Annotated in this window: 20 protein-coding genes and 2 tRNA genes; 7 read left to right on the top strand and 15 right to left on the bottom strand. The window is 64.9% G+C overall.

Translation table 11 applies throughout. The features are described 5' to 3' along the window. Positions 1-30 precede the first annotated feature (30 nt). The 3 genes from LIX00_RS07850 to LIX00_RS07860 all read right to left on the bottom strand — a co-directional run bounded on the left by LIX00_RS07850 (position 31) and on the right by LIX00_RS07860 (position 3,697). Complete coding sequence (locus LIX00_RS07850) at positions 31-1,542, bottom strand: carboxypeptidase M32 (RefSeq protein ID WP_227355647.1); 1,512 nt, start codon at positions 1,540-1,542, stop codon at positions 31-33. 73 nt (positions 1,543-1,615) lie between these two features. After that, positions 1,616-3,475: a UvrD-helicase domain-containing protein gene (locus tag LIX00_RS07855; protein ID WP_227352623.1), complete on the bottom strand. Its 1,860-nt coding sequence runs from the start codon at positions 3,473-3,475 to the stop codon at positions 1,616-1,618. Between the two features lie 63 nt (positions 3,476-3,538). Then, positions 3,539-3,697 (bottom strand): DUF7563 family protein, encoded by a 159-nt coding sequence (locus tag LIX00_RS07860; protein ID WP_227352625.1) that lies wholly within the window; start codon positions 3,695-3,697, stop codon positions 3,539-3,541. Between the two features lie 94 nt (positions 3,698-3,791). Between LIX00_RS07860 and LIX00_RS07865 the strand changes: the two genes are divergently transcribed. Beyond that, the gene (locus LIX00_RS07865; RefSeq protein WP_227352626.1) at positions 3,792-4,688 is read left to right on the top strand and encodes a DMT family transporter; all 897 of its coding nucleotides are present in this window, start codon (positions 3,792-3,794) and stop codon (positions 4,686-4,688) included. Between the two features lie 42 nt (positions 4,689-4,730). Here LIX00_RS07865 and LIX00_RS07870 read toward each other — a convergent pair whose 3' ends face one another. The 3 genes from LIX00_RS07870 to cca form a co-directional block, all read right to left on the bottom strand. Next, positions 4,731-4,910 carry an HVO_0416 family zinc finger protein gene (locus LIX00_RS07870; protein WP_227352628.1) on the bottom strand — a complete coding sequence of 60 codons (180 nt, stop codon included), beginning with the start codon at positions 4,908-4,910 and terminating at the stop codon, positions 4,731-4,733. A gap of 177 nt (positions 4,911-5,087) precedes the next feature. Then, on the bottom strand, positions 5,088-7,289 hold the full coding sequence (locus tag LIX00_RS07875; protein ID WP_227352630.1) for a PAS domain-containing protein: 2,202 nt from the start codon (positions 7,287-7,289) through the stop codon (positions 5,088-5,090). An 86-nt stretch (positions 7,290-7,375) separates the two neighbouring features. Then, positions 7,376-8,725, bottom strand: coding sequence for a CCA tRNA nucleotidyltransferase (cca, locus tag LIX00_RS07880; RefSeq protein ID WP_227352632.1), 1,350 nt, complete (start codon positions 8,723-8,725; stop codon positions 7,376-7,378). A 102-nt stretch (positions 8,726-8,827) separates the two neighbouring features. Here cca and LIX00_RS07885 point away from each other — a divergent pair. Both LIX00_RS07885 and LIX00_RS07890 read left to right on the top strand, forming a co-directional pair. Further along, positions 8,828-8,900 (top strand) — tRNA-Asn (locus LIX00_RS07885). A gap of 74 nt (positions 8,901-8,974) precedes the next feature. Beyond that, positions 8,975-9,049, top strand: a tRNA-Ile gene (locus tag LIX00_RS07890). A gap of 205 nt (positions 9,050-9,254) precedes the next feature. Here LIX00_RS07890 and LIX00_RS07895 read toward each other — a convergent pair. After that, positions 9,255-10,790, bottom strand: a complete 1,536-nt coding sequence (locus tag LIX00_RS07895; protein WP_227352633.1) for an Hvo_1808 family surface protein — start codon at positions 10,788-10,790, stop codon at positions 9,255-9,257. 511 nt (positions 10,791-11,301) lie between these two features. Here LIX00_RS07895 and LIX00_RS07900 point away from each other — a divergent pair. The 3 genes from LIX00_RS07900 to LIX00_RS07910 all read left to right on the top strand — a co-directional run bounded on the left by LIX00_RS07900 (position 11,302) and on the right by LIX00_RS07910 (position 13,575). Continuing rightward, positions 11,302-11,562 (top strand): hypothetical protein, encoded by a 261-nt coding sequence (locus tag LIX00_RS07900; protein ID WP_227352635.1) that lies wholly within the window; start codon positions 11,302-11,304, stop codon positions 11,560-11,562. Beyond that, complete coding sequence (locus LIX00_RS07905) at positions 11,550-12,128, top strand: hypothetical protein (RefSeq protein ID WP_227352637.1); 579 nt, start codon at positions 11,550-11,552, stop codon at positions 12,126-12,128. Before LIX00_RS07900 ends, LIX00_RS07905 begins: the two co-directional genes overlap by 13 nt. 118 nt (positions 12,129-12,246) lie before the next feature. Then, on the top strand, positions 12,247-13,575 hold the full coding sequence (locus LIX00_RS07910; RefSeq protein ID WP_227352638.1) for a M14 family zinc carboxypeptidase: 1,329 nt from the start codon (positions 12,247-12,249) through the stop codon (positions 13,573-13,575). Between the two features lie 71 nt (positions 13,576-13,646). Here LIX00_RS07910 and LIX00_RS07915 read toward each other — a convergent pair whose 3' ends face one another. From LIX00_RS07915 to LIX00_RS07950, 8 genes are all read right to left on the bottom strand, one after another. Continuing rightward, positions 13,647-14,741: a mandelate racemase/muconate lactonizing enzyme family protein gene (locus LIX00_RS07915; RefSeq protein WP_227352640.1), complete on the bottom strand. Its 1,095-nt coding sequence runs from the start codon at positions 14,739-14,741 to the stop codon at positions 13,647-13,649. 105 nt (positions 14,742-14,846) lie between these two features. Further along, on the bottom strand, positions 14,847-15,050 hold the full coding sequence (locus LIX00_RS07920; RefSeq protein ID WP_227352642.1) for a hypothetical protein: 204 nt from the start codon (positions 15,048-15,050) through the stop codon (positions 14,847-14,849). Position 15,051: 1 nt separating this feature from the next. Continuing rightward, positions 15,052-15,555: a hypothetical protein gene (locus LIX00_RS07925; RefSeq protein ID WP_227352644.1), complete on the bottom strand. Its 504-nt coding sequence runs from the start codon at positions 15,553-15,555 to the stop codon at positions 15,052-15,054. 5 nt (positions 15,556-15,560) lie between these two features. Then, positions 15,561-16,328, bottom strand: a complete 768-nt coding sequence (locus LIX00_RS07930; protein WP_227352645.1) for a methyltransferase domain-containing protein — start codon at positions 16,326-16,328, stop codon at positions 15,561-15,563. Between the two features lie 14 nt (positions 16,329-16,342). After that, a complete protein-coding gene (locus LIX00_RS07935; protein ID WP_227352647.1) occupies positions 16,343-16,948 on the bottom strand; it encodes an OsmC family protein in 606 nt (201 codons plus the stop codon). Positions 16,949-16,951: 3 nt separating this feature from the next. Further along, entirely contained in the window at positions 16,952-17,125 is a 174-nt protein-coding gene (locus tag LIX00_RS07940; protein WP_227352649.1) for a DUF1059 domain-containing protein, read from the bottom strand. 253 nt (positions 17,126-17,378) lie between these two features. After that, positions 17,379-18,461, bottom strand: a complete 1,083-nt coding sequence (locus LIX00_RS07945) for a class I SAM-dependent methyltransferase (protein WP_227352651.1) — start codon at positions 18,459-18,461, stop codon at positions 17,379-17,381. 241 nt (positions 18,462-18,702) lie between these two features. Next, on the bottom strand, positions 18,703-19,512 hold the full coding sequence (locus LIX00_RS07950) for a helix-turn-helix transcriptional regulator (RefSeq protein ID WP_227352653.1): 810 nt from the start codon (positions 19,510-19,512) through the stop codon (positions 18,703-18,705). A 108-nt stretch (positions 19,513-19,620) separates the two neighbouring features. On the opposite strand from LIX00_RS07950, the gene LIX00_RS07955 reads away from it, so the two are divergent. Beyond that, on the top strand, positions 19,621-21,111 hold the full coding sequence (locus tag LIX00_RS07955) for an aldehyde dehydrogenase family protein (RefSeq protein ID WP_227352655.1): 1,491 nt from the start codon (positions 19,621-19,623) through the stop codon (positions 21,109-21,111). Positions 21,112-21,223 lie beyond the last annotated feature (112 nt).

Here is a 21,223-nt window from a genome sequence, read left to right on the forward strand (position 1 = left end):
GGGGAGAGTCGGAAATCGGGAAATAGAACCCTAGTCGAGGTCGTAGATGTCCGAGTACTTCTCGGTCACGTACTCCAGGAAGTAGTCGGCGGTCAGCGGTTCGCCGGTCGCCTCCTCGATGAGTTCGTCGGTGGTGTACTTCTGTCCCCGTTCGTGGACGTTTTCGGTCAGCCACTCGCGGATGGGGTCGAAGTTCCCCTCGCGAACGAGCTCCGTCGGGTCGTCCAGTTCCTCCTCGATGGTCGCCCAGAGCTGGGCGGCGAAGACGCTCCCGACGGTGTAGTTCTGGAACCCGCCGAACCGGCTCGTCCAGTGGATGTCCTGCAGACAGCCCTCCGAGTCCGTCTCGGGTACGACGCCGAGGTACTCGTCCATCAGCTCGTTCCAGCGACCGGGAATCTCGTCCACGTCGAGGTCGCCGCCGACGTACTCCCGCTCTATCTCCGACCGGAGGATGATGTGCATGTGGTAGGTGAGTTCGTCCGCCTCCACGCGAATCAGATTATCCGTGAACACACGGTTGACCGCCTCGTACGCCTCCTCGACCGTCACGTCCTCCGTCTCCGGGAACCGGTCGCGCACCGTCGGCAGGAACAGCTCCCAGAACGCCTTCGTCCGCCCGACGTGGTTCTCCCAGAACCGCGATTGGGACTCGTGGATGCCCGAACTCCGCGGTTCGCCGAGCGGCGTTCCGTAGGCGTCGTCCCGCAGGCCGAGCTGGTAGGTCGCGTGCCCGAACTCGTGTATCGTCGCGGTGAGGGAGTCGAGAGGGTCGTCCTCGTTGTACCGCGTCGTCACCCGCGCGTCGAACTGCGTGCCGGACATGAACGGGTGGGGCGCGGTGTCGAGACGACCGCGGTTCCAGTCGTAGCCGAGCAGGTCGAGCGCGTCCCGGCAGAGCGCTTCCTGCGTCTCGGCGTCGAACGTTCCGGAGAAGGCGTCGCCCGCGATGTCGGCGCCGTTCTCCTGGATGTCCTCGACGAGGGGAACCAGCCCCTCGCGGAGTTCGTCGAAGATTCGCTCCACGGTGTCGAGCGGGAGGTACGGCTCGCCCGCCTCGAACATGACCTCGTAGGGATCCTCGTCCGGGTCGATGTGGTTCGCGCGTTCGACGTGGAGTTCGCGCAGTCGGTCGAGGTAGGGCGCGAACGTCTCGAACTCGTCGTCCGCTTTCGCGTCGCGCCACGCCCGCTGGGCTTCGCTCGACGTCTCGGCGAGTTCCTCGACCAGTTCGCGGGGAACGTCGACGGCGCGGTCGTACCGGCGACGAACCTCCCGCACCACGGCGGCCCGTTCGTCGTCCAACGCCTCGCGTTCGAGTTCTTCGAGCAGTTCGCCCGTGCGCTCGTCGGTCAGCAGTTCGTGACTAATCGACTGGAGCGCCGAGAGCTGTTTCGAGCGGGCGGGCGTCCCGCCCTCCGGCATCTTGGTCTGCTGGTCCCAGTAGAGGACGCCGGTCGCGTTCCCGACGTTCGAGATTCGTTTCACCCGGTCGAGCAGTTCGTCGTACGCCGATTCGGATTCCCGTTCCGTGGTCGCCATGCGACCCACTGCTCTGCGGGACGGTATCAATGCACGGGTATCGGAAAACGGAAACGAACGGCGTTCGACCCGCCTACTTCGCTTCGACCTCTTCGACTTCCCCGTCCTTCTCGTCGAGGATGTCCTCGACCGACTTCCCGTTCGGTTCGTTGAACAACAGCACGTCGAGTTTGAGGGTCGGCGCGCCGCTGACGAGGTTCTCCATTATCACGAGTCGCTCGCGGGCGCGGCTCATCCCGACGTAGAAGACGCGGCGCTCGTTGTCGGTGAGGATGGGGACGGGGTCGGTTCCGGCGGTGAACTCCCCGTCGATGGGAACGTCGATACCTTCGTTCTCGACCGTCGCCGCCATCTGCTCGACGACCTTCTCGGTGAGGTCGGTGGCGACGAAGACGTGGTCCGCCTCGCGGCCCTTCGCGCTGTGGATGGTGCCGATGCGGAGGCGGTCGCGGTCCATGTCCCGGTACTTCCCGTTGAAGTAGGCGTCCATGGAGCGCTTCTGGTAGCTCGTGACCTTCCGAACCATGTCCGACGCCGACTTGGGACCGGGCATGAACGGCGCGAAGTTCTTCACGAAGTCGGGTTCGAACTCCAGTTCGGTGAGGTCGTCCGCGCCTTCTCTCTCCTTGCGCTCGTCGATGGCGTCGAACATCTCGTCGCGCTCGTTCGTCCCGAACGTCGAATCCGCGAGCATGTCCGCGAGTCTGCGCGCCTGCAACCCGTCGATGGGTTCGCCCGCGTCTATCTGCTCGACGGCGTCCACGTACTGGTTCAGTCGGTCGGTCCACATCCGCTGGTCGGTGAGCGTCTTGAACGGGATGCCCTCGTCGATGAACTCGTCGACGAACCGGAACATCTGGTAGCGGGCGCGGAACAGCACCATCGCGGTGCCGTCGAACTCGCGGATGGTGTAGCGGACGTTCCGCACGAGGTCGAGCATCGACGGGTCGGTGACGGCCTCCACCACGCCGCCTTCCTTGCGCGGTTTGAGGTTCTTCTCCTGTCGCTCCTCGATGTGACTGACCTCCTTCTGGACGACCTTGAGAACGCGGGAGGGAAGTCGGTGCGAGGTGTCGAGAATCACGTCCTCGCCGCCCTCGCCGAGCAGCAGTTTCGGGTCCGCGCCCTGCCACGCGTAGACGACCTGGTCGTCGTCGCCCGCGATGAGGACGCTCTTCATGTGGGGTTTCCACTCCTCGTAGATGTCGAACTGTAACTGCGTGATGTCCTGAAACTCGTCGATGATGAGGTAATCGACGCTCGGGAGGAGCGAGCGCTGTTTCACCCGTTCGAGCATGTCGGCGAAGCCGACGAGTCCCTCGTCGCCCTTGTACGCTCGCCACGCCCGGATGGCCTCCGGAACGTCGAACCGGTCGTCGCTGCTGGGCCACGTCGGGGTGTACTTGTTGCCTTCCTGCGCGTTCGGATCGATGTCCGGCGGGAGTCGAACCGTCTCCACGTCCCACTGGAAGGGAACGTCGTACCAGTCGGCGACCTGTCGGCGCGTGCGCTGGAGCCACTGCGAGGTGGCGATTATCTTGTTCCCGAGCGTGGTCGAACGCGCGGTTCGGCGACCGGAGCCGCTGTACTCGTCCTCGTACTCCAGTCCGAAGTCCTCGCAGAACTCCTTCTTGTGCTTCTCGCCGACCACGTCGCCGCGCGAGAGGTTGAGCAGTTCGTACGCCTTCGCGTGCATCGTACAGACGTTGCCCTGCAGGGAGCGGGGGTCGACGTCGAGTCGCTCCGCGAGTCGTTCGCGGACTTCGTTCGCGGCTGCGCGGGTGTACGAAACGACGAGGAGGTCGTTCACCGTGACGCCGTCCCTGGCGAGAATCTCCTCCACTCGGTCCAGCAGTTCGGTCGTCTTCCCGCTACCCGGGCCACCGAACAACCGGGTTACTTTCGCGTCCGTCTCCGCCGTTGGCGCGGTCATTACACCACCTCAGGGGCTAATGACGTATAAAACGACGTGAATCGAAGCGGATATTTTCGCGGCTCAGGTGCCGCGCGGCGAACGCGCGGTGCGTATCTCGGCACCGTCCCGAATCTTATCCTCGCAGTCGGGACAGACGCGGGGATTCTCCGTCCCCGGCGGCGTGAACACTCTCGCGTAGGCTGCCGTTACGAACGAACCACAGTTCTGACACTCCGGCATTTTTCCCTCCCGCGAACGGTTCACAATATTACAGTATATGTCTATCGACATCGACTCGAACGAAAGTTAAGCCCTCGGCCGAAAATCCCCCGTGATGGCGCTCCCCGTCGAAGTGTACCTCCTCTCGCTCGTTCCCGCCGTCCTCTGGGGGTTCGAACCGGTCGTCTCGAAGCGAGGAATGGCCGCCGGAGGCGGCTCGCTCCAAGCGTCGTTGATCGTCGTCGTCGTGGACTCGACCCTGTTCTGGGTGGCCCTCGTCGCTCTCGAAGGGACGAACCCGCTCGCCGACCTCTCGCGGGCCACCGTCGGCGTCTTCCTCTTCGCGGGATTCGTCGGCACCGCGGTCGGCCGATTGGCCGCGTTCGGCGGCGTCCGGCGCGTCGGCGCGAGCGTCAACAGCGCCGGTATCAGCACGCGGCCGCTCTTCGCCACTGTGCTGGCGGTCGCCGCGCTCGACGAACCGGTCTCGCTCGCCACCGCCGTCGGAATCGTCGTCCTCGTCGCGGGACTCGCGGTGCTCGCGCTGGCGAAGGGCGGCGACCTCGGCGGGTGGGAACCCCGCGATCTCTCGTTTCCGCTGGCGGCCGCGGGGGCGTTCGCGGTCGGTAACGTCGTCCGACGGTTCGGACTGGAGACGACGCGGGCAACGCCGCTCGAAGCGGTCGCGCTGAACGAGACGGCGGCGCTCGTCGCGCTCCTCGGGTACGCCGTCGCGCGGAACCGCCGGGACGTGCTCGCCGCGCCGCGGGAGACCTACGGCCTGTTCGCCGCGAGCGGCGTGCTCACCGCCGTCGCGCTGCTGTCGCTGTTCGCGGCGCTGTCGCTCCCCGACGGGCGGGTCGCCATCGTCGACCCCCTCACCGGAACCGCGCCGCTGTTCACGACCGTCTTCGCGTACTTCCTGCTCCGGGACGTGGAACGGGTCACCCGCGGAATCGTCGCGGGCGCGACGCTGGTCGTCGTCGGTGCCGGTATCATCACCGCGTTGTGAGCGTGGAGAGCGCCTTCGACGCCCTCCACGGAGCGAGCGCGTCTACGGATGCCACCCGCAGACCGAACACTCGCTCGCCGAGAGGTCGTGCAGTCCGCCGCACTCCGGACACTGCTTTTTGTTGTACTCCGGTTCCCAGTCTACTCGTTCGGTTTCGTGACCGCGGTCGGCGAGGAACTGGTCGAAAACGGACTCGTCGTTGCCGGTTGGTGCGGAGGCCATACGTGCTATGGTAAGGCACACCACCCATATAACGCTGGTGGTTGGACGGGTTTCGGAACGCGACTTTCGTCGAAATCGCGCGCGAATAGCCCCGATGCGCCTGATTTCGACTCGTCGCTCGAGGTGCGCGGATGCCGGGACCCGTTCGTAGGCGCGGACTACCGGAGGTAGGCGGCGTCAGCGTCGTTCGAGGGAGGGGCCGAGACCGGTGAACTCGAAGCGCGCGCCGCCCGCCTCGCTCTCGGTGACGGCGTACGTCCAGCCGTAGCCGTCGGCGATCTGAGCGATGAACGTGAGTCCGAGACCGATGCCGTCGCGGCGCGTCGTGTAGCCCGCCTCGAACACGGTCTCGCGTTTCGTCCGCGAAATCCCCGCCCCGTCGTCGGCGACGTAGAAGCCGCGGGCGGAGTCGTCCGTCGAGTCGATATCACCGACGCGAACGGTCACGTCCTCTCCGCCGTGTTCGATGGCGTTCCGGAACAGGTTCTCCAGAAGTTGTTCGATGCGGGTCTGCTCCGCGTGGACGACCCGTTCGGTCGCGACGTCCAGCGTCGCGGCGTCGGTGGTTTCGGCGTCGATGGCGGCCCACGCGTCGGCCGCGGCGTCCGCGAGGTCGACCGCCTCGCGGTTGGCGACCGGGGCGCTCCCGCGGGCCATGAACAGCAGCATCTCTATCATCTCCTCCATCCGGTCGTGCGCCCGGTCGACCTCTTCGTAGGCGGACTCGGACCCTTCCTCCCACGCCCACCCCAGATACCCCTTCGCGATGGAGAGCGGGTTGCGCAACTCGTGGGCCAGCATGCTGGCGAAGCTCTCCAACCGTTCGTTCTTGTCGCGGATTTCCCGCTCGCGTTCCTTCCGCTCGGTGATGTCGCGGACGACGCCCACCCTTCCGTATCGCCCGTCTTCGAGCGGAAACAGCGACACCCGAACCTCGGTCGGGAGGTAGTCGCCGTCGACGGTTTCGAGCGTCGCTTCAACCGTGACGACGTCCTCGTCGCTACGTTCGAGGTGCGCTTGCGCGCGCTCGAACTCCGCGGCGGCGTCTTCGCCGGTCACCATCGTCGCTTTCGACCCGAGCAACTCCGCGCGGGAGTAGCCGGTCATGTCCGCGTACGCTCGATTCACTGCGACGAACCGCCCGTCGTCGTCGAGCGCGTACACGCCGTCGCGCACGGTTTCGAGCATCGCTTCGTCGCGTTTGAGTTCCCCCTCGCGCTCCTTGCGGTCGGTGATGTCGCGGAAGTAGACGGAAACGCCGCTCTCCGAGGGGTAGACGTGAACCTCGAACCAAGCGTCGAGGGGAGACCACCGCTCCTCGTAGGTCACCCGTTCCTGGGTTTCGACCGCTCGGTGGAACGCCTCGTACCCTCTCGTCCCGCGCGAGTCCGGGAAGGTCTCCCAGACCACGCGACCGAGTAACGCAGATTCCTCGCGTCCGAGCAACTGCTCGGCTCGTTCGTTCACGTAGGTGAATCGCCACTCGTCGTCGAGCGCGTAGAACGCGTCGTCGATGCGGTCGAACACCTCGCTCAGTTCCCGCTCCAGATCGTCGCGCTGGCGTTCGAGCGCGCGCTGGTAGCGTTTGACCTGCGTGATGTCCTTCCCCGCCGTGATGACCTGCGTGACCGTCCCGTCGTCGCCGTGAACCGGCTTCGCGTTCACGATGAACCAGCGTCGTTCGTCGGTCGGCCCGTCGACGTAGAACTCGACGTCGTGGACGGGGCGTCCCGACTCGACCACGCGGTTGAACGGGAGTTCGGCGGCGGTGAGGAGTTCGCCGTCTGGGCCGTAGATCCGAGTCTCGTCCGCGACGTCCTCCGCGGCACTCAGGATGTCGACCAACTCGGCGGCGCGCTCGTTCATCCGGAGAACCGCGCCGTCCGCCGAGCGAATGGAGAGGGCGATGGGACTCGCGTCGAACACCTCGTCCAGATGCTCGGTCTTCTCGTCCAGGCGGTGTTCGATGCGCTTCCGGTCGGAGACGTCGCGTAGCACGCCGATGAACCGCTGGTCGTCCGTTTCGGCGTCGACGTGGAACGACATCGAGAGCGGAATCTCGGTGCCGTCGGCCCGAAGGCCGGGTAGCTCGATGGCGTTCCACGGGATCGTCCGCTCGCCGGTTCGCACGTACCGCTCGAACGCGGCACGATGGCGCTGACGGAGGCGTTCGGGAATGAGCGTCGTAAGTTCGCGGCCCTCCAGCGCCGTCGGAGCGTAGCCGAACACGTCCTCCACGGCGCGGTTCGCGAACACGATGGTGCCGTCGCTGGTCGCGATGACGACGGCGTCCGTCGTCTGCTGTACGAGGCGTCGAAACACCGTATCCTCGACCGCCGCGACTTCGGAAGACGCGTCGTCACCTTCGGACGGCGTCATATCGTGCTCACTTGCGGGAGATGTACGCTCTCCTCGTATGTATGTTGCTCTCCGGCGGAGCCCGGCGGACGAGCGCGGTTCGTCGGTCAGGGTGTCGGGTCGAAGTAGCGCGCGAGTTCGACGCCGAACTCCTCGGCCAGCGTGCCGACCTCGTCGCCGGAGAGCACTTCGTACCCGTCCGCCATCGCCGTCTCGACGCGAACCCCCAGCGCGGCGTCGAAGACGGCGTCGCTTTCGAGGTACTCCACGGCGGTCGTGAACTCCCGTTCTCGTTCCACGACGTAGCGGTCGCCGTCGATGAAGGGACCGTAGGCGTCGGAATCGGCGTACTTCTCGTAGAATCCGCCCGCGTGTGAACGCACGTGGACGGGCGGTCCGTCGTGGCGCTCGACCGTCGGCCGCTCCGCCACCGCCAGTTCGAAGAAGAGCGCCGCCGCGTCGTCCGCGAACAGCTCCGCCCGGAGGACTTCGAATCCCCGCCGGTCGAGGACGTCCTCGACGCCCGAGAGCGACTTCTGAAGTTGCGGGTAGAGCTGGTCGTCCACCACGTCCGGCGCGTCGAAGCGGAGGGCGACCGGCGCGGTTCCGCGCTCGGCGACGAACTCGCGGACGTCGGCCGGCGCGAGCGGGGCGGGCGGGTCGGGAAAGAAGAGCGATTCGCGCGGCTCCGCGAGCAGGTCGCGGGCGTAGTGTTGGAGCCGCGCGACGTTCTCGGCGGAGAGGACGGCGGCGACGTTGCGCTCCGGGTCGGTGGGGTCGACGACCGCCAGCGGGTCGTCGAACGACCGCGTCCCGTGGTCCTCCGGGTCGAAGCGGACGGGCGGGTGCCACTCCGCCGCCGCTTCGAGCAGGTCGCGGAAGCCGCCGAATTCGAGGACGAGGAGTTCGGTCAGGTAGCCCGAAAATCCCCGCGTCCGGAGGTCGCTCCCGTACGCGCCGATACCCTTCAAGAACTGCTTGAACAGCAGCACCTCGCGGGCGAGTTCGTCGTCCAACCGCGCTTCGAGGTATCGCGTGTGAAACGGGGTGCGGTCGACCGCCGACTGGATGGCCGACGCCGACTCGACGCGGTAGCAGGGGACGAGGTCGACGTCGAACCCTTCGAACTCGCCTTTGACGTAGGGGTGCTCGGCGAACTCCTCGTGCCCGTCCGGAAGCACCGCGTGGCCGACTTCCAACCCGTAGGATTCCAGCGTCGCGCGGTCGACGTCGGGGGGAAATCGGACGAACAGGTCGATATCCCGGTCGCCGCTGACCCACGTCCCTCGGGCGGTGCTCCCGACCCGCTTCACGTCGGCCTCGACCGGCAGGCGGGCGACCGCTTCCTCGGTTCGCTCCACCAGTTCGTCGCCGACGCGTCGGAGGTGCGCTCGCTCGTCGGCGTCCGGTTCGACCCGTTCGAGAACCGCCGCGACGACATCCTCGAAGCGTTCCATCACGCGATGGTTTTCCACGAACGCGGGAAAGCGTATCGATGCCGCCGGGGGAAAACGAAAGCCCTATCAAAGAACTCCATCTATGGACTGATGCAGTCGGAAGCCGCCGTAGCTCAGTTGGTAGAGCACCTGGTTGTTACCCAGGTTGTCCCAGGTTCGAGCCCTGGCGGCGGCGCTTCTCTCGGGTCCCCGCGCAGTCGCCGAAACCCGGTACGTTAAAGAGGCGCCGTAGATTATCGACTGCCGAGCGGGCCCTTAGCTCAGTCTGGTTAGAGCGCTCGGCTCATAACCGGGTGGTCGTTGGTTCGAATCCGACAGGGCCCATCCGGATTTTGGTCGATTCTGTACCACCGGTTTCACGATCGTGAGCGGCTGTATCGGTCATTTTCGCAGTTGGGCGGTCGGTTGGTAGAATTGGGGTTGGCGTGACCATCCAACTGTTAGACGGGGTCGCTGCCGTCGTGCGTCTGGCTCCGTTACAATCCTCGGTAACAGATAGAAGTCGAGCCCCCGTCACTGAGGCGAGCCGTTACCGTGAGTAGTTCCGTGAGCTAGCGTTGATGCCGGGACGGATTTCGGTGAGGTCCTCCGGAGTTGGCCCGTTCACGACCGTTACGGTTCTTCCGTCACGAACGACGTAGAACGCGTCGGCGAAGCCGCCGTCCGAGATCACCCAGACGTTATCGCTGACGCGCTGAGCGTCGTTGAGACCGAGGAGTTCGAGATACGCCCGGTGGAATTGGCGCGCATCTCGGGAGCTTCGCCACTTCGTGAGCCAAACGTAGCCTCGTTTCGCCCCGTTTTGATACGGGATGAGTCGGTCGTTTACCCATCCTTCGGACGGGGCGCTCGTATAGTTCAACGAATCGTACCCCCTTTGCTCCGGCACGAAGTTCGATCTCGGGTCGATGACGTTCTCCTCGTGACGCTGACTTTGATACCAGAACATCGTGTAGATCCCGGCTTCTCCGACGGTATCCGATCCGTTTTCTCCCCAGACCTGACTCACGGCCGCGTTCCGATAGGTCGTCCAGTTGTTCCGGGACGTGTCCGTGAACGATAGCGGTGCGGTCGTATTGGTCGACTCCTGTGCCGGGTGAATGATCCGCTTGCTCGTCCTCGGCGGGTGTCGGTACGCTTCGTTTACGGCCTCCCATCCGCCGGAATGGAGGAGCTCCTGAACGTAAACCGGGCCGTCCGAATACGGTTGAAATCCGTACAAAGCGAGACCGATATTTAGATTGCTAACGTTATTCGAGTAATCGAATAGACTCCGCGTTTCGTGGCACTTCCAGATGTTGCCACAGCGCGCCAAGTACTGCTGGTGAATGTAGGTCGCATCACCTTCGCTCAATCCCTGCTCCCCGAGTACTTCGTCCCAAGTATTGATGTGCCGATAATAGCGAGCGAGCCCGATGCCGAAGTGCTGGTCTTGCAACGCATGGGTGAACTCGTGAGCAAGAACTACGTCGTTGTACTGGTTCCCCTCGTCGGACTCCGGTAGAACCATGGTGTCAGTAGAGGGGTCGTAAAAGCCGAGAGTGGTCGAACCGACTGTCGCCGCGTACTCGCTTCCGAAATTCGATGGTTCGTCGACGATAAACAGTGCTTCCCAGACCTGATTTTGCCACTCGCTGACCCCGGATTGATTGTAGAACTGGAGCTGGTTGCCCGTTCGGGTGCGGTACTCTGACGGTGAAATCGTCTCGATCGAAACCGGTTGTTCGAACTCGAGTTGCCGGAGATGCTCGACGCGGGCCTTGATCTGAGCGACGTACAGTTGTCGTTCACGCTTCGTCAGGCCGTCGTCCTTGTTCACCTCGATCGGTTCGTTGTACCAGACGCCGTCCTCCCACCCGAGTACGTCCTGATCCGGGTCCCCGTAGGACGATTTTTGGTCGCCAGCGGTGGTATTATTTTGAACGACCGAACCGAAGGAAGCCGCGCGCTTCTCGTTCACACCCACCGGTTCTTGGGGGAGATGGGAGGCGGCGCTGCTCACCGGACTTGCGAGGACGACCAGCGTGAGAACCAAGGCTATCGACCGGGACTTGAATGCTCGCATACCTTTTCCACCTCCCCGGCAGTGTTAGTTATTAGTACGTATCTTCGCGGGTTCTTTCGAGTATTTTCTAATTCGGTGGGGAATTCGCCAAATAATCCCGCGGACGGAGAGGTGAGCATCCGAACGCTGCGGCCGGATCATCGAAACCGAGGTTCGTGGCGTCGTTCGTCGAGGGACATCCGTCTAGCCGTGGTCGGGGCGAGGTTCGTAGCTAGGTTTCCGTTTATCGAAGGCACGAGCCAGCGTTCGGTGGGCCTCGATTTTAGCGGTTCGTGGGCCCGTCAACAGCTAGCCGATGGGGCGACACATTCCGGACGCGCCCCGTCCAAATTTTAACCGATTTCCCGTCGAGTGTCGGCGAGAGCGTTCTGGTCCTATCGATAGCAGAGACAGTTCGCGTCGACACCGTTAGAGGGGAGCCACCCGTAGACTACGGTGAGAGGCGCGGACGGCCGAAAAGCCGGGCCACGGTGCTGCAACACCGCGACCGCGCTTCGGACTACCCAAAGCAATGTCGACCGAACCAACGAATACAAATAACGACATCGAACCGAAGTCCGACGCCGACGATCCGCTGGAGTACACCCGTAGTTCGCCGACCCCCGACGCGTCGGCGACCGATGACCGCACCGCCGGCCGGGGCGAAACTGCGCGGCGAACGTCCCGCGATGCGGGTCCGCGAGCAACCGTCGAGCGTGCTCGCCGACCGACTCGCGTCGGAGTCCGGTTCGCCGACCCCGCCGGGAAGGGTGATGGACGATGGTGCTCTTAGACCGTCGCGACGAGTTCGCGGGGAGCGAGTCCGATTTCGAAACGATCGCCGCGACAGCGCACGAACTCTATCACAGCGACGAGTTCCACGAGGCGTTCGTCCGAGCGGTTCGCTCCGTCCTGACCGCTCACGTCGACGCCGACGAAATCGACGATGCCGCCGAAGCCGTGCTCGCCGAGTGGTTGTGGACGGACGGAAGGGGCGGACTGTTCCAACTCCGTAATCACGTCGTCTCGAACGAACGTGCCGACCTCGCCGAGGGCGATATCATCCGCATGACGAGCGCGGTGGACGCCGACCGCGTCGTCCCGTTCGTCGTCGAATCGGCGGTTCCCGAGGAGACGGGAGTCTCCGCGTGGCGAATCGACCCCGACGACGGAGACGTCAGCAGTCGCGAACACGCTACCGGTCACGTTCTGTTCTGCGACCGCTTCTCCGTCGACCGAAGTCGTCGAAACGCCCACGAGAATCCGTACCTCGTCGTCGAAGAGCTTGCTCGGGAGTTCACCGAAGACGGCGAGCAGGACGAGACGGAACGTTCCGGATTCTGCTCTGACACCGGTTAGTGAATCGCCGAACGATCAACCTTCAGAATGCTAACGACATTTACCATATCATCCATCGACCGTATCCAATTCTGACCGTTTGGGAAAATAATTAGCGGGAGTAGAATCACGTAGGAGTATGCGTCGACGCACCTACCTGAAAGCGACGAGCATTGCACTCGGTGGCCTCGTTCCGACCGGTACGGCGGTCGGAAACGGCGCTAACGACCGTCGCGGGGACTACCGGCCGGGAGGGCCGTGGCCGGGCAACGAGCAGGCGTACAATCTCAACGCCTTCCACTCGAACGAGGAACTCACGGCCCAACTGAAGAAAATCGACCGGCAGAGCGACCGCATCGCGCTCGCCGAAATCGGACGGTCGGCCGGCCGTGGCGATCCGCTCTGGGAGGTTACCGTCGGTGACGGGGACGCGAGCGTTCACCTCATCAACCAGATTCACGGTGACGAACCGGTCGGGACGGAGGTTACCCTCGAGTTGATTCGCGAACTCGCGTTCGGTAACTCCCGCCGAGTCGAGCGATTACTCGACGGGCTCTCGTTCACCATCGTTCCGAGGGTGAATCCGGACGGGGCGATGTTCGAGTACGACATCGACGCCGACGGGAGACGGGAGTGGATCGGCCGCCGGACGAACACGCAAGCGTGGCAGTCGGGAGACTCGAAGTACGAACCGTACTACCACTACGCCGTTCCCGACGATGCGCCGCCGGGGTACGACATGAACCGCGATTTTAACGTCGCTCTCGACGCCGACGCGATCGACGACCAGACGGCGTCGTGGTCCCGGGAGCGGTACTACGACGTGGAGTACGAGGGATACACGCTACGAAGTAGCGGTCTCATGCTCTCGCCCGAAGTTCGCGCGGTCGCCGCCTCCGCGCTCCGTGCCGACCCGGACTACGCAATCACGCACCACCATCAGGGCCGGTACCTCTACCCCGGTTCCGGTGACGGGAACCGACCGTCGAAACAGACCGTCATGAGCGTGATGCCCGCGTACGGCCCGGCGTACCGAAACCGGTCCCCCTTCAACGACCCCGACGCGCCGGTCGAGCAGGTCGTCGACCCGTTCGTCGACGCGGAGACGAGCGAGCGGTCGCTCCAACTGAACGTGCTCGTCGAAGAGGCGCTCGCCGAGCGCGGTAACAGCGTCTTCGACAGCGTCACCCGATACGGGTACTATCCGCTGTGGGGGTCGTATCTCGATACGGTCTGCCCGCGGACGGGCGCGGCCGGGCTTCTCTACGAAGTGACCGGACAGACCGACGACCGGGGCCAGCAGGGTATCGGACGGATGGTTCAGGCGACGACCGTCGGCTTCCTGGCGACGTTCGAAGCGATGGCCGACGGCTCCATCGCGGACGTGGACGCGGAGAAATACTGGGACATCCCCCTCGCGGGTGACCCCCTCGACAATCCGCACGGCGTCGAAGTCCCGACTCGCTAACGTATCGAGTCGGCATCCTCCCCCGGAGTCGTTCCTCGCACCGAACACCGTCCTTCGGTTTCCGTCGAGACTCAACGCCCGACGACGCTCCGATCGATTTCGACGCCGAGGCCCGGTTCGGAGGGTGCTTCGACCGCCCCGTTTTCGGCCGCGATGGTCTCTGTCAGGGGGAAGTCGCGCACCTCGGCCGTCCAAGGGGGCTCTATCGGGAACTCGCACCACGGCGAGCGCGCGGCGGTCATCGAGTGGAGGTTCGCCGCGAGTCCGACGCCGTTCGTCCACGTGTGCGGCACGAACCGAACGCCTCGCTCGCGGGCGCTCGCCGCGATGTTGACGCCCTCCTGAATCCCGGTGGCGAGCATCGCGTCGGGTTGGAGGACGTCCACCGCCCCGTGACGCAGCAGTTCCCGGACCTCGTGAGGGCCGTCGTTGAACTCGCCGCCCGCGATGGGAACGTCGGTCCGCTCGCGCAGTCGGGCGTACCCTCGGTAGTCGTGACGCGGTAGCGGTTCTTCGAGCCACGCGATATCGAGCGGTTCGAGGTCGCGCGCGACCGCGAGCGCTTCGGCGAACGACCACCGCTCCTCCTCGCCGACGGCGCGCACCGCCCAGCCTTTGTTCGCGTCGACCATGAGCGTGAGGTCGGGAAACGCCTCGCGTACCCGCCGGACGATTTCGATGTCTTCGCGCGAGGTAATGCGGAGTTTGACCGCCTCGAACCCGTCGGCGAGGCGGTCTTCGACGTACTCGATGCGCTCCTCGGCGGATTTCACCTCGCCGGTGCTTGCGTAGCACCGAATTTCCCGGCTCATTGCGCCGAGAACTTCGTAAATCGGCTTACCGGCGTCCTTTCCGATGATGTCCCACAGGGCGACTTCGACGTGCCACGGCCGCGGACCGAGGAGGTCGAGCGAGGCGAGTTTTCGGCGGATGCGCGAAACGTCGTGGGGATTCTCCCCGAGCAGGAGCAGTCGAAGCGTGTCGCCGTAATCGATTCCGCCGGGGAAACTCGGACTCGCCGTAACGCCGGTGATTCCGGCGTCGGTTTCGATCTCGAACAGTTCGAGTTCGTGTCTGCTCTGCGGGTACCCCGGTACCCACGTCGGGTCGAAGGAACCGTCCAAGTTGCGTGCGAGGTGGTACTGGTCGACGCCGGTAATCTCCATGTACGGTTCCCCGCCGTCGGGGGGAAAACGGTTTAGCCGCCCATGCGAGCGGTTTTATTTCGGCGACCGTCGCGTAAACGAATGGGACGTCGACCGCCGTTCGTCTCACCGCCCCCGTTTTTCCGCGACCGCTGAGCGGACGGCACCGATGACTTCGAGCCCCCAGAAGACGACGACGGCGATACCGCCCACGGCGAGCAGGGAGAAGACGACGCGAAGTAGGTACTCGAGCGCCGTAAGTTCGAGGACGGGGCCGCCGTGCAAAACGACGAAGGATACGGAGACCATCCGCGATTCGGTCGGGCGCACGCTACCGCTCGGTCGCGTTCAAGCCGCGATACGCCATCACGACGCCGACGACGAAGACGACGGTCGCCGCGTAGATGGGACCCAGGTGGGTCACCCAGTCGTGGGCGAACGCGTCCGCCGTGTAGTGCATCGGTAACGCGAGCGCCAAGCCGGTGACGGCGACGACGACCGCGGTCGCCCACGCCCAGGTGAGCCGCTGGCGCACGCCGTACCACGACAGGGCGGTGACCGCGATCCCCGTCGAGATGATGAACGCTGCGGTGGCGACGTGGAGGTGGCTGATGTAGTACGCGACCGTCGGGTTCAGTTCGGCTTTCGTCATCCCGCCGAGTGTACTGACCCCGAGTTCGAAGCCGCCCCCCACGAAGTTCAACGCGAGGAAGACGATTCCGTATCCGACGAACGCGACGCCCGCGAGCGCCATCAGTAGGGAGCCGTTCCGTAGCTGCGATTCGATATCGACCCGTTGCTGCTGTTCACTTGCGATTGATTGATCTGTTGCCATAGGTATCACTTCCGTGCGCCGAGCGAGATGCTCTTCACGCCGTACTTCTGACACGCGTTCGCGGCCGACTCCGAGACGAACTCGTACTGCGCGTTATCCCGGACCTCCGCCACCTCGAATCCGGCCGCTTCGATGAGCGCCGTGTAGCGGTCGATCTGCTCGGCCCCGCCGATGCAGGCCGCCCACAGGTCCTCGCTGTTCTTGATGCTCTCCGGCATCAGTTTCTCGCTGATGATGTCGGAGACGGCGAGCCGTCCGCCCGGCGCGAGAACCCGATTCGCCTCCCCGAACACCCGTTCTTTGTCCGGAGAGAGGTTGATAACCCCGTTCGAGAGGACGACGTCGAACGCTCCGTCTTCGAACGGGGCGTCCTCGATGTACCCCCGCTCGAAGGAGACGTTGTCCAGTCCCGCCTCGTCGCGCAGCTTCCGCGCGTTCGCGATCTGTCGGTCGGTCATGTCCAGTCCGGTCACGCTTCCGGAGTCCCCGACCCGTAACGCTGCGACGAACGCGTCCGTCCCGGAACCGCTCCCCAGGTCGAGCACGTCGTCCCCTTCCCGCAAGTCGGGGAGGTCGAAGTGGTATCCCACGCCCGCGAAGGACTCCGTGGCCCGCGCGGGAACTCGGTCGAGAACGCCCGCCGGGTAGCCGAGACGTTCCGCCAACGGGCGACCCATCTCGAAGTGGTACTCCTCGTTCGGGGCCTCCGCGACGTCTCGATAGACGCTCTTGACCGCCCGTTCGAGGCGTTCGACGTCGAGTGGTCGTGCCATTCGTCGTCACCTCGTTAGTCGTCGGCCGCCACCTCGGCCGGGGTGTTCACCGTGAGTTGGACGTCCTGGGCGAGCGAGACGAGCGTGTAGACCGGTGCGCGCCGCGCCCACTCGTCGACCTGATCCTTGTCGAGATGCGGGCTCTCGATTTCGACTTCCGCGGTCAGGTTCTCGAAGACGGCGTCGGCCTCTCCGAGGTCCGCCAAGCTGAAGAGGACGCCCGGATCGCAGTCGGTTCGAACCCGAGTCTGGAGGCGTTCGACGTCGACGCCGTTCGCGACGGCGTTGATGGTGATGCCGACGTTGATGCACGAGGCGAGCGCGGAGAGCGCGACCTCGATCGGTTCCATTCGGTCGGTCGGGCCGATCCAGCCGCCCGCGTCCAGTACTTCCCTCCAGCCGCCGTACTGGATGGTGTACTCCCGGGTATCGCGCGCGATGGTCTCGTCGCCGAGCCTGTAGGAGTCCATCTTCGCCAGGCTGTGGGCGCACGTCCCCTCGTAGGTCGAGCGTGCGCCGAGTCCGAGCCGAACCTCGTCGGGGTTCTCGGCCGCGCGCGCTGCGAACTCCCCGAGTCGTTCGACGTCAACGCCGTGGTTGACCTGTCGTTCGGTAGCCATGGTTCAAACGACCTGGAGGTGTTCCTCCCGGAGTTCCTCGTCCGTGTAGTCTCGGCCGTGGACTTCTTTCATGTGATTTTTGGCCAGTTCGACCGCTTCTTCTTCGTTCTCCGATTGGATGATGAACCGGCAATCGGACGCCGCCGCCTCGCAATCGAGTTTGTGTGCTGATGCCATGGTAGTCTTTGTCACCCGGCGTGAGACGATGCGAGGCCGAGCGTTAGATAGCTAACTCGTGGCGCACCGGCAACCGCTGACGTCCGCGCAGACGGTGGACGGTGCTCACTGGCTGCGGGTCGGAGCCGACAGAGAACCGTCTCTCACATCCGACGAGCTTCGAGAACGGCGACGCGGGGACGCGCGATAGCGCGTCGGCGTCTCGCGGTCGCCCGAATAACACCGGTCGAGGTACGACCGCTCTCGCGTGACACTACGGCTTCGCTTCGAAGACCATACTGGTCGGCGTCTCGGCCGCACGGCGGAAGCGCGTGAATCCGCCCTCGGTGACGACTTCGCGGGTCCGTTCCTCTCCCGCTTGCGCGCCGAGTCCGTAGCCGACCTCCTGACTCAACGAGGTCGGCGTACAGGCCACCGTCGAAATCGAGTACGCGAGGCGGCCGAACGGGGTGAGATTGTCCTCGACCCGATCCTCGGCGTAGGGTTCGACGATCATCCACGCGCCGCCCTCGGCGAGCGTCTCCCGAACGTGAGCCGCCACGCCGACGGGATCGCCCATGTCGTGAAAACAGTTAAACATCGCTACGAGGTCGTAGTCGGTTCCCTCGTACTCTTTCGCCGTCGCCACCTCGAAGCTGACGCGGTCGGCGACGCCGGCGGTCTCCGCGCGCTCGCGCGCCACCGCTATCGACTCCTCGTGGTAGTCGATACCGACGAACGACGAGTCGGGGTACGCCTCGGCCATGCGGATGGTCGGTGCGCCGTGTCCACAGCCCACGTCGGCGACGCGCCCTCCCGCTTTCAGCGTGGCGTCCACCCCGTCGAGTTCCGCGATCCAGTCCATCAGATTGGCCCCGTAGGCCGGTCCGAAGAAGCGTTCGGTGCCGTGGAACACGTCCTCGTCGTGTTCGTGCCAGCCGACGCCCTCGCCCGTCCGAAACGCCTCCTCGAGCTTCGGCTCGATCTTGGTCGCCGACGCGACCAACTGGAACGCCCCCGGCATGAACACCGGACTCTCCTCGTCGGCTAACACGAACGCCTGCTCGGGCGAGAGGCCGTAGCGGTCGGTCTCGGGGTCGTAGGTCACGTATCCGCCGGCGGCCTGCGAGCGCAGCCACTCGCGGACGTAACGCTCCGCCGTGTCCGTTTTCTCGGCTAGCTCGGCGGACGTGAGCGGCCCGGCGTCGTCCAGTACCGCGTAGAGACCGAGTTCATCGCCGATGACGGCCAGCGCGGCGTGGACCGTCGCGCCGAGGTCGACCAAGGACGTTTCCACGAGTTCGTTCAGTTTCCGTTCGTCGATCGGGTTGTCTTCCGCACGGGTTTCTGTAGCCATGACTCTGTGCCTTTCGGCGAGCAGCCATTCGGGTGGGACCAACATATCGGCAACTAGTGAAAATCGTGCGACCCCTGACGTCCGTGTAGAGGGTGGAAGAACCCCGCTAGCTGCAAGACGGTGGGTTCGTCAGCCGGTCGGATTCGGACGCCAACCGGGGCGTCAGCGGTACGGCGCTATAATCCGCTACGCTCGAATCGGAAGGGCCGAGAGCGGCGGATTCGACCACGGCCGCTTCGCGTCACAACTCCATGACCGTTTCGAGCGGAACCGTCGGGGTCTGCCGCCGGTAGAACGAGTACTCCGACTCCGCCCACTCGCGCGCTTCCGGCGAGTCGGTGTCGACCAAGACGCGAACGGTTACGCTGTCGGGGTCGTGGCCGCATATCGCGATTCGGTGGTCGAAGATGCCGATTCCGTACGGCGGAAGGTCGTCGTGCAACCGGATGGTGAGATTCCCGCTCGCGAGGGTTTCGGCGGACAGCTCCGGGTAGGTCGAGCGGATGTACCTGGCGACGCTCGGCGGATCGATGATTTCCGTTTGCATGCCGTCGATGACCCGTTGGCAGAACTCGTCCCGACACGGTTCGAGGAGGGCGAGGTCGGACCCGACGAACCGGAATCGATCCGTCTCCCTGAGGAGCGTGAGGAAGCGATGGAGGGGGCCGTACGGATTGTCGGCTTCGGCGACCGTCACGACCGCATCGGCGCACATTTCGATCGTGAACCCGCTCTCCTCGCCGGGAAGCCAGTGCCAGACGTGACGGAGGTTCCGCTCGGTTTCGACTCGTTCGATAAGTTCCGCCATCGCGTCCGCGATGAACGCGCCCAGCGGGGTCGTCTCGTACTGATACCCGTTCCGACGGATCCAATTGCGGTCCTCGAACTCGCTCAGCGTCCGTCGAATGGTGGACGACGAGACCCCGGTCATCTCCCAGAGTTCGGATCGGCTACGGGGACGGACGGTCAGAGCGACGAGCGTCGGAGCACGGTGCTCGGACCGCGCGAGGTACGCGATGTCGTCGATAGGTGAACCCGCGGTCGATCCCATGACACTAGTACGCACGATTCTATAATAACTATTCGCCCCCTCCGATAGCGGGGACGCGCTACTCGACCCGCCCGGCGACTTTTGTGTAGTCGGCACGTACCGAGGACGATGGCACCGGAACTCTCACTCGAGGCGGATTGGAACAGGCTCTATCTCGACGGAGAATGGGTACCCTCGGAGGGCGGCGAGGAAATCGCGGTCGAGGACCCGTCGTCGCGCGAGGAAATCGCCCGGGTCCCCGCGGGAGTCGAAGCCGACGTAGACGCCGCCTACGAGGCCGCCGTCGCCGCGCAGAAGGAGTGGGAACGGGCACCGCCCGCCGAGCGCGAACGGGTCGCGCAGAACTTCGCACGGTTGCTCCGGGAGTACGAGGACGAGATTATCGACCTGTTGGCTCACGAAGCGGGCGGATCGCGAATCATGGGCGAGACGTCCGTCAGAATCGCCGGCGACCAAGCGGCGGAGGCGGCCACCTTCCCGCGTCGAGCGAAGGGCGAACAGGTCGATTCGAACATTCCCGGCAAGGAGAATCTGGTTCGACGCGTGCCGGAGGGCGTCGTCACCGTCATCTCGCCGTGGAACTTCCCCCTCAACCTCTCGGGACGGGCCGTCGCCCCGGCGCTCGCCGCGGGTAACGCCGTCGTTCTCAAGCCCGCGACCAACACCCCGATTACCGGCGGACTCCTCATGGCGAAACTGTACGAGGAGGCGGGCCTCCCCGACGGGTTGCTCAACGTCGTAACCGGCCGCGGTTCCGAAATCGGCGACCGGGTCGCCGGCCACCCCGAGAGCGACGTCGTCGCGTTCACCGGTTCGACTCCGGTCGGTCGGGGGGTCGCCGCCACCGCCAGCGAGAACCTCTCCGTGGCGGCGATGGAACTCGGCGGAAATAACGGACACGTCGTCACCGCCGACGCCGACGTGGAGGCGGCGGTCGACTCGGCCGCGTTCGGTTCGTTCGTCCACCAGGGCCAGGTGTGCATCTCCATCAATCGCCACATCGTCCACGAGGATATCTACGACGAGTACGTCGAACGCCTCGTCGAGCGCGCCGAGGCGCTTCCGACCGGAAGCGCCCACGACCCCGAAACGGTCGTCGGGCCCATCATCAGCGAGTCGCAGCGCGACCAGATGCTCGAGTACGTCGACGAATCCGTCGAGGCCGGCGCGACCGTAGAAACCGGCGGCGAGACCGTCCCGATGGAGGGCGTCGACGACTCGCTGCTCGTCGCCCCCACGGTCCTCTCGGACGTGACCAACGACATGTCTGCGGCGTGCCACGAGCACTTCGGTCCGATCGCCCCGGTCATCCCCTTCTCGGATATCGACGAAGCCGTCGATATTCACAACGACACCGAGTACGGGCTCTCCGGGTCAGTCCACGCCCGCGACGTCGGCGCGGGCCTGCGGATCGCCGAGCGGATGGACACGGGGATGGTCCACGTCAACGACCAACCGGTCAACGACGAAGCGCACGTCCCGTTCAGCGGGACGAAGGCCTCCGGCGTGGGCGGCTACAACAGCACCGACATTCTCGACGAGGTCACCGAGAAGAAGTGGATATCCCTGCAACACGAGCGGCGGGAGTATCCCTTCTAGCGGGCGACTCGAGGAACGTGCCGCGGCCGGCCCGATGATTCGTCGGCCCCGAACGACGCCGGGTGAAGAGTCGAACATTTACCGCTGGACGCCGGAGAAGACGACGTGGGAG

Origin of the sequence: Haladaptatus salinisoli (assembly GCF_020614375.1) — an archaeon.
Taxonomy (GTDB): Archaea; Halobacteriota; Halobacteria; order Halobacteriales; family Haladaptataceae; genus Haladaptatus; species Haladaptatus salinisoli.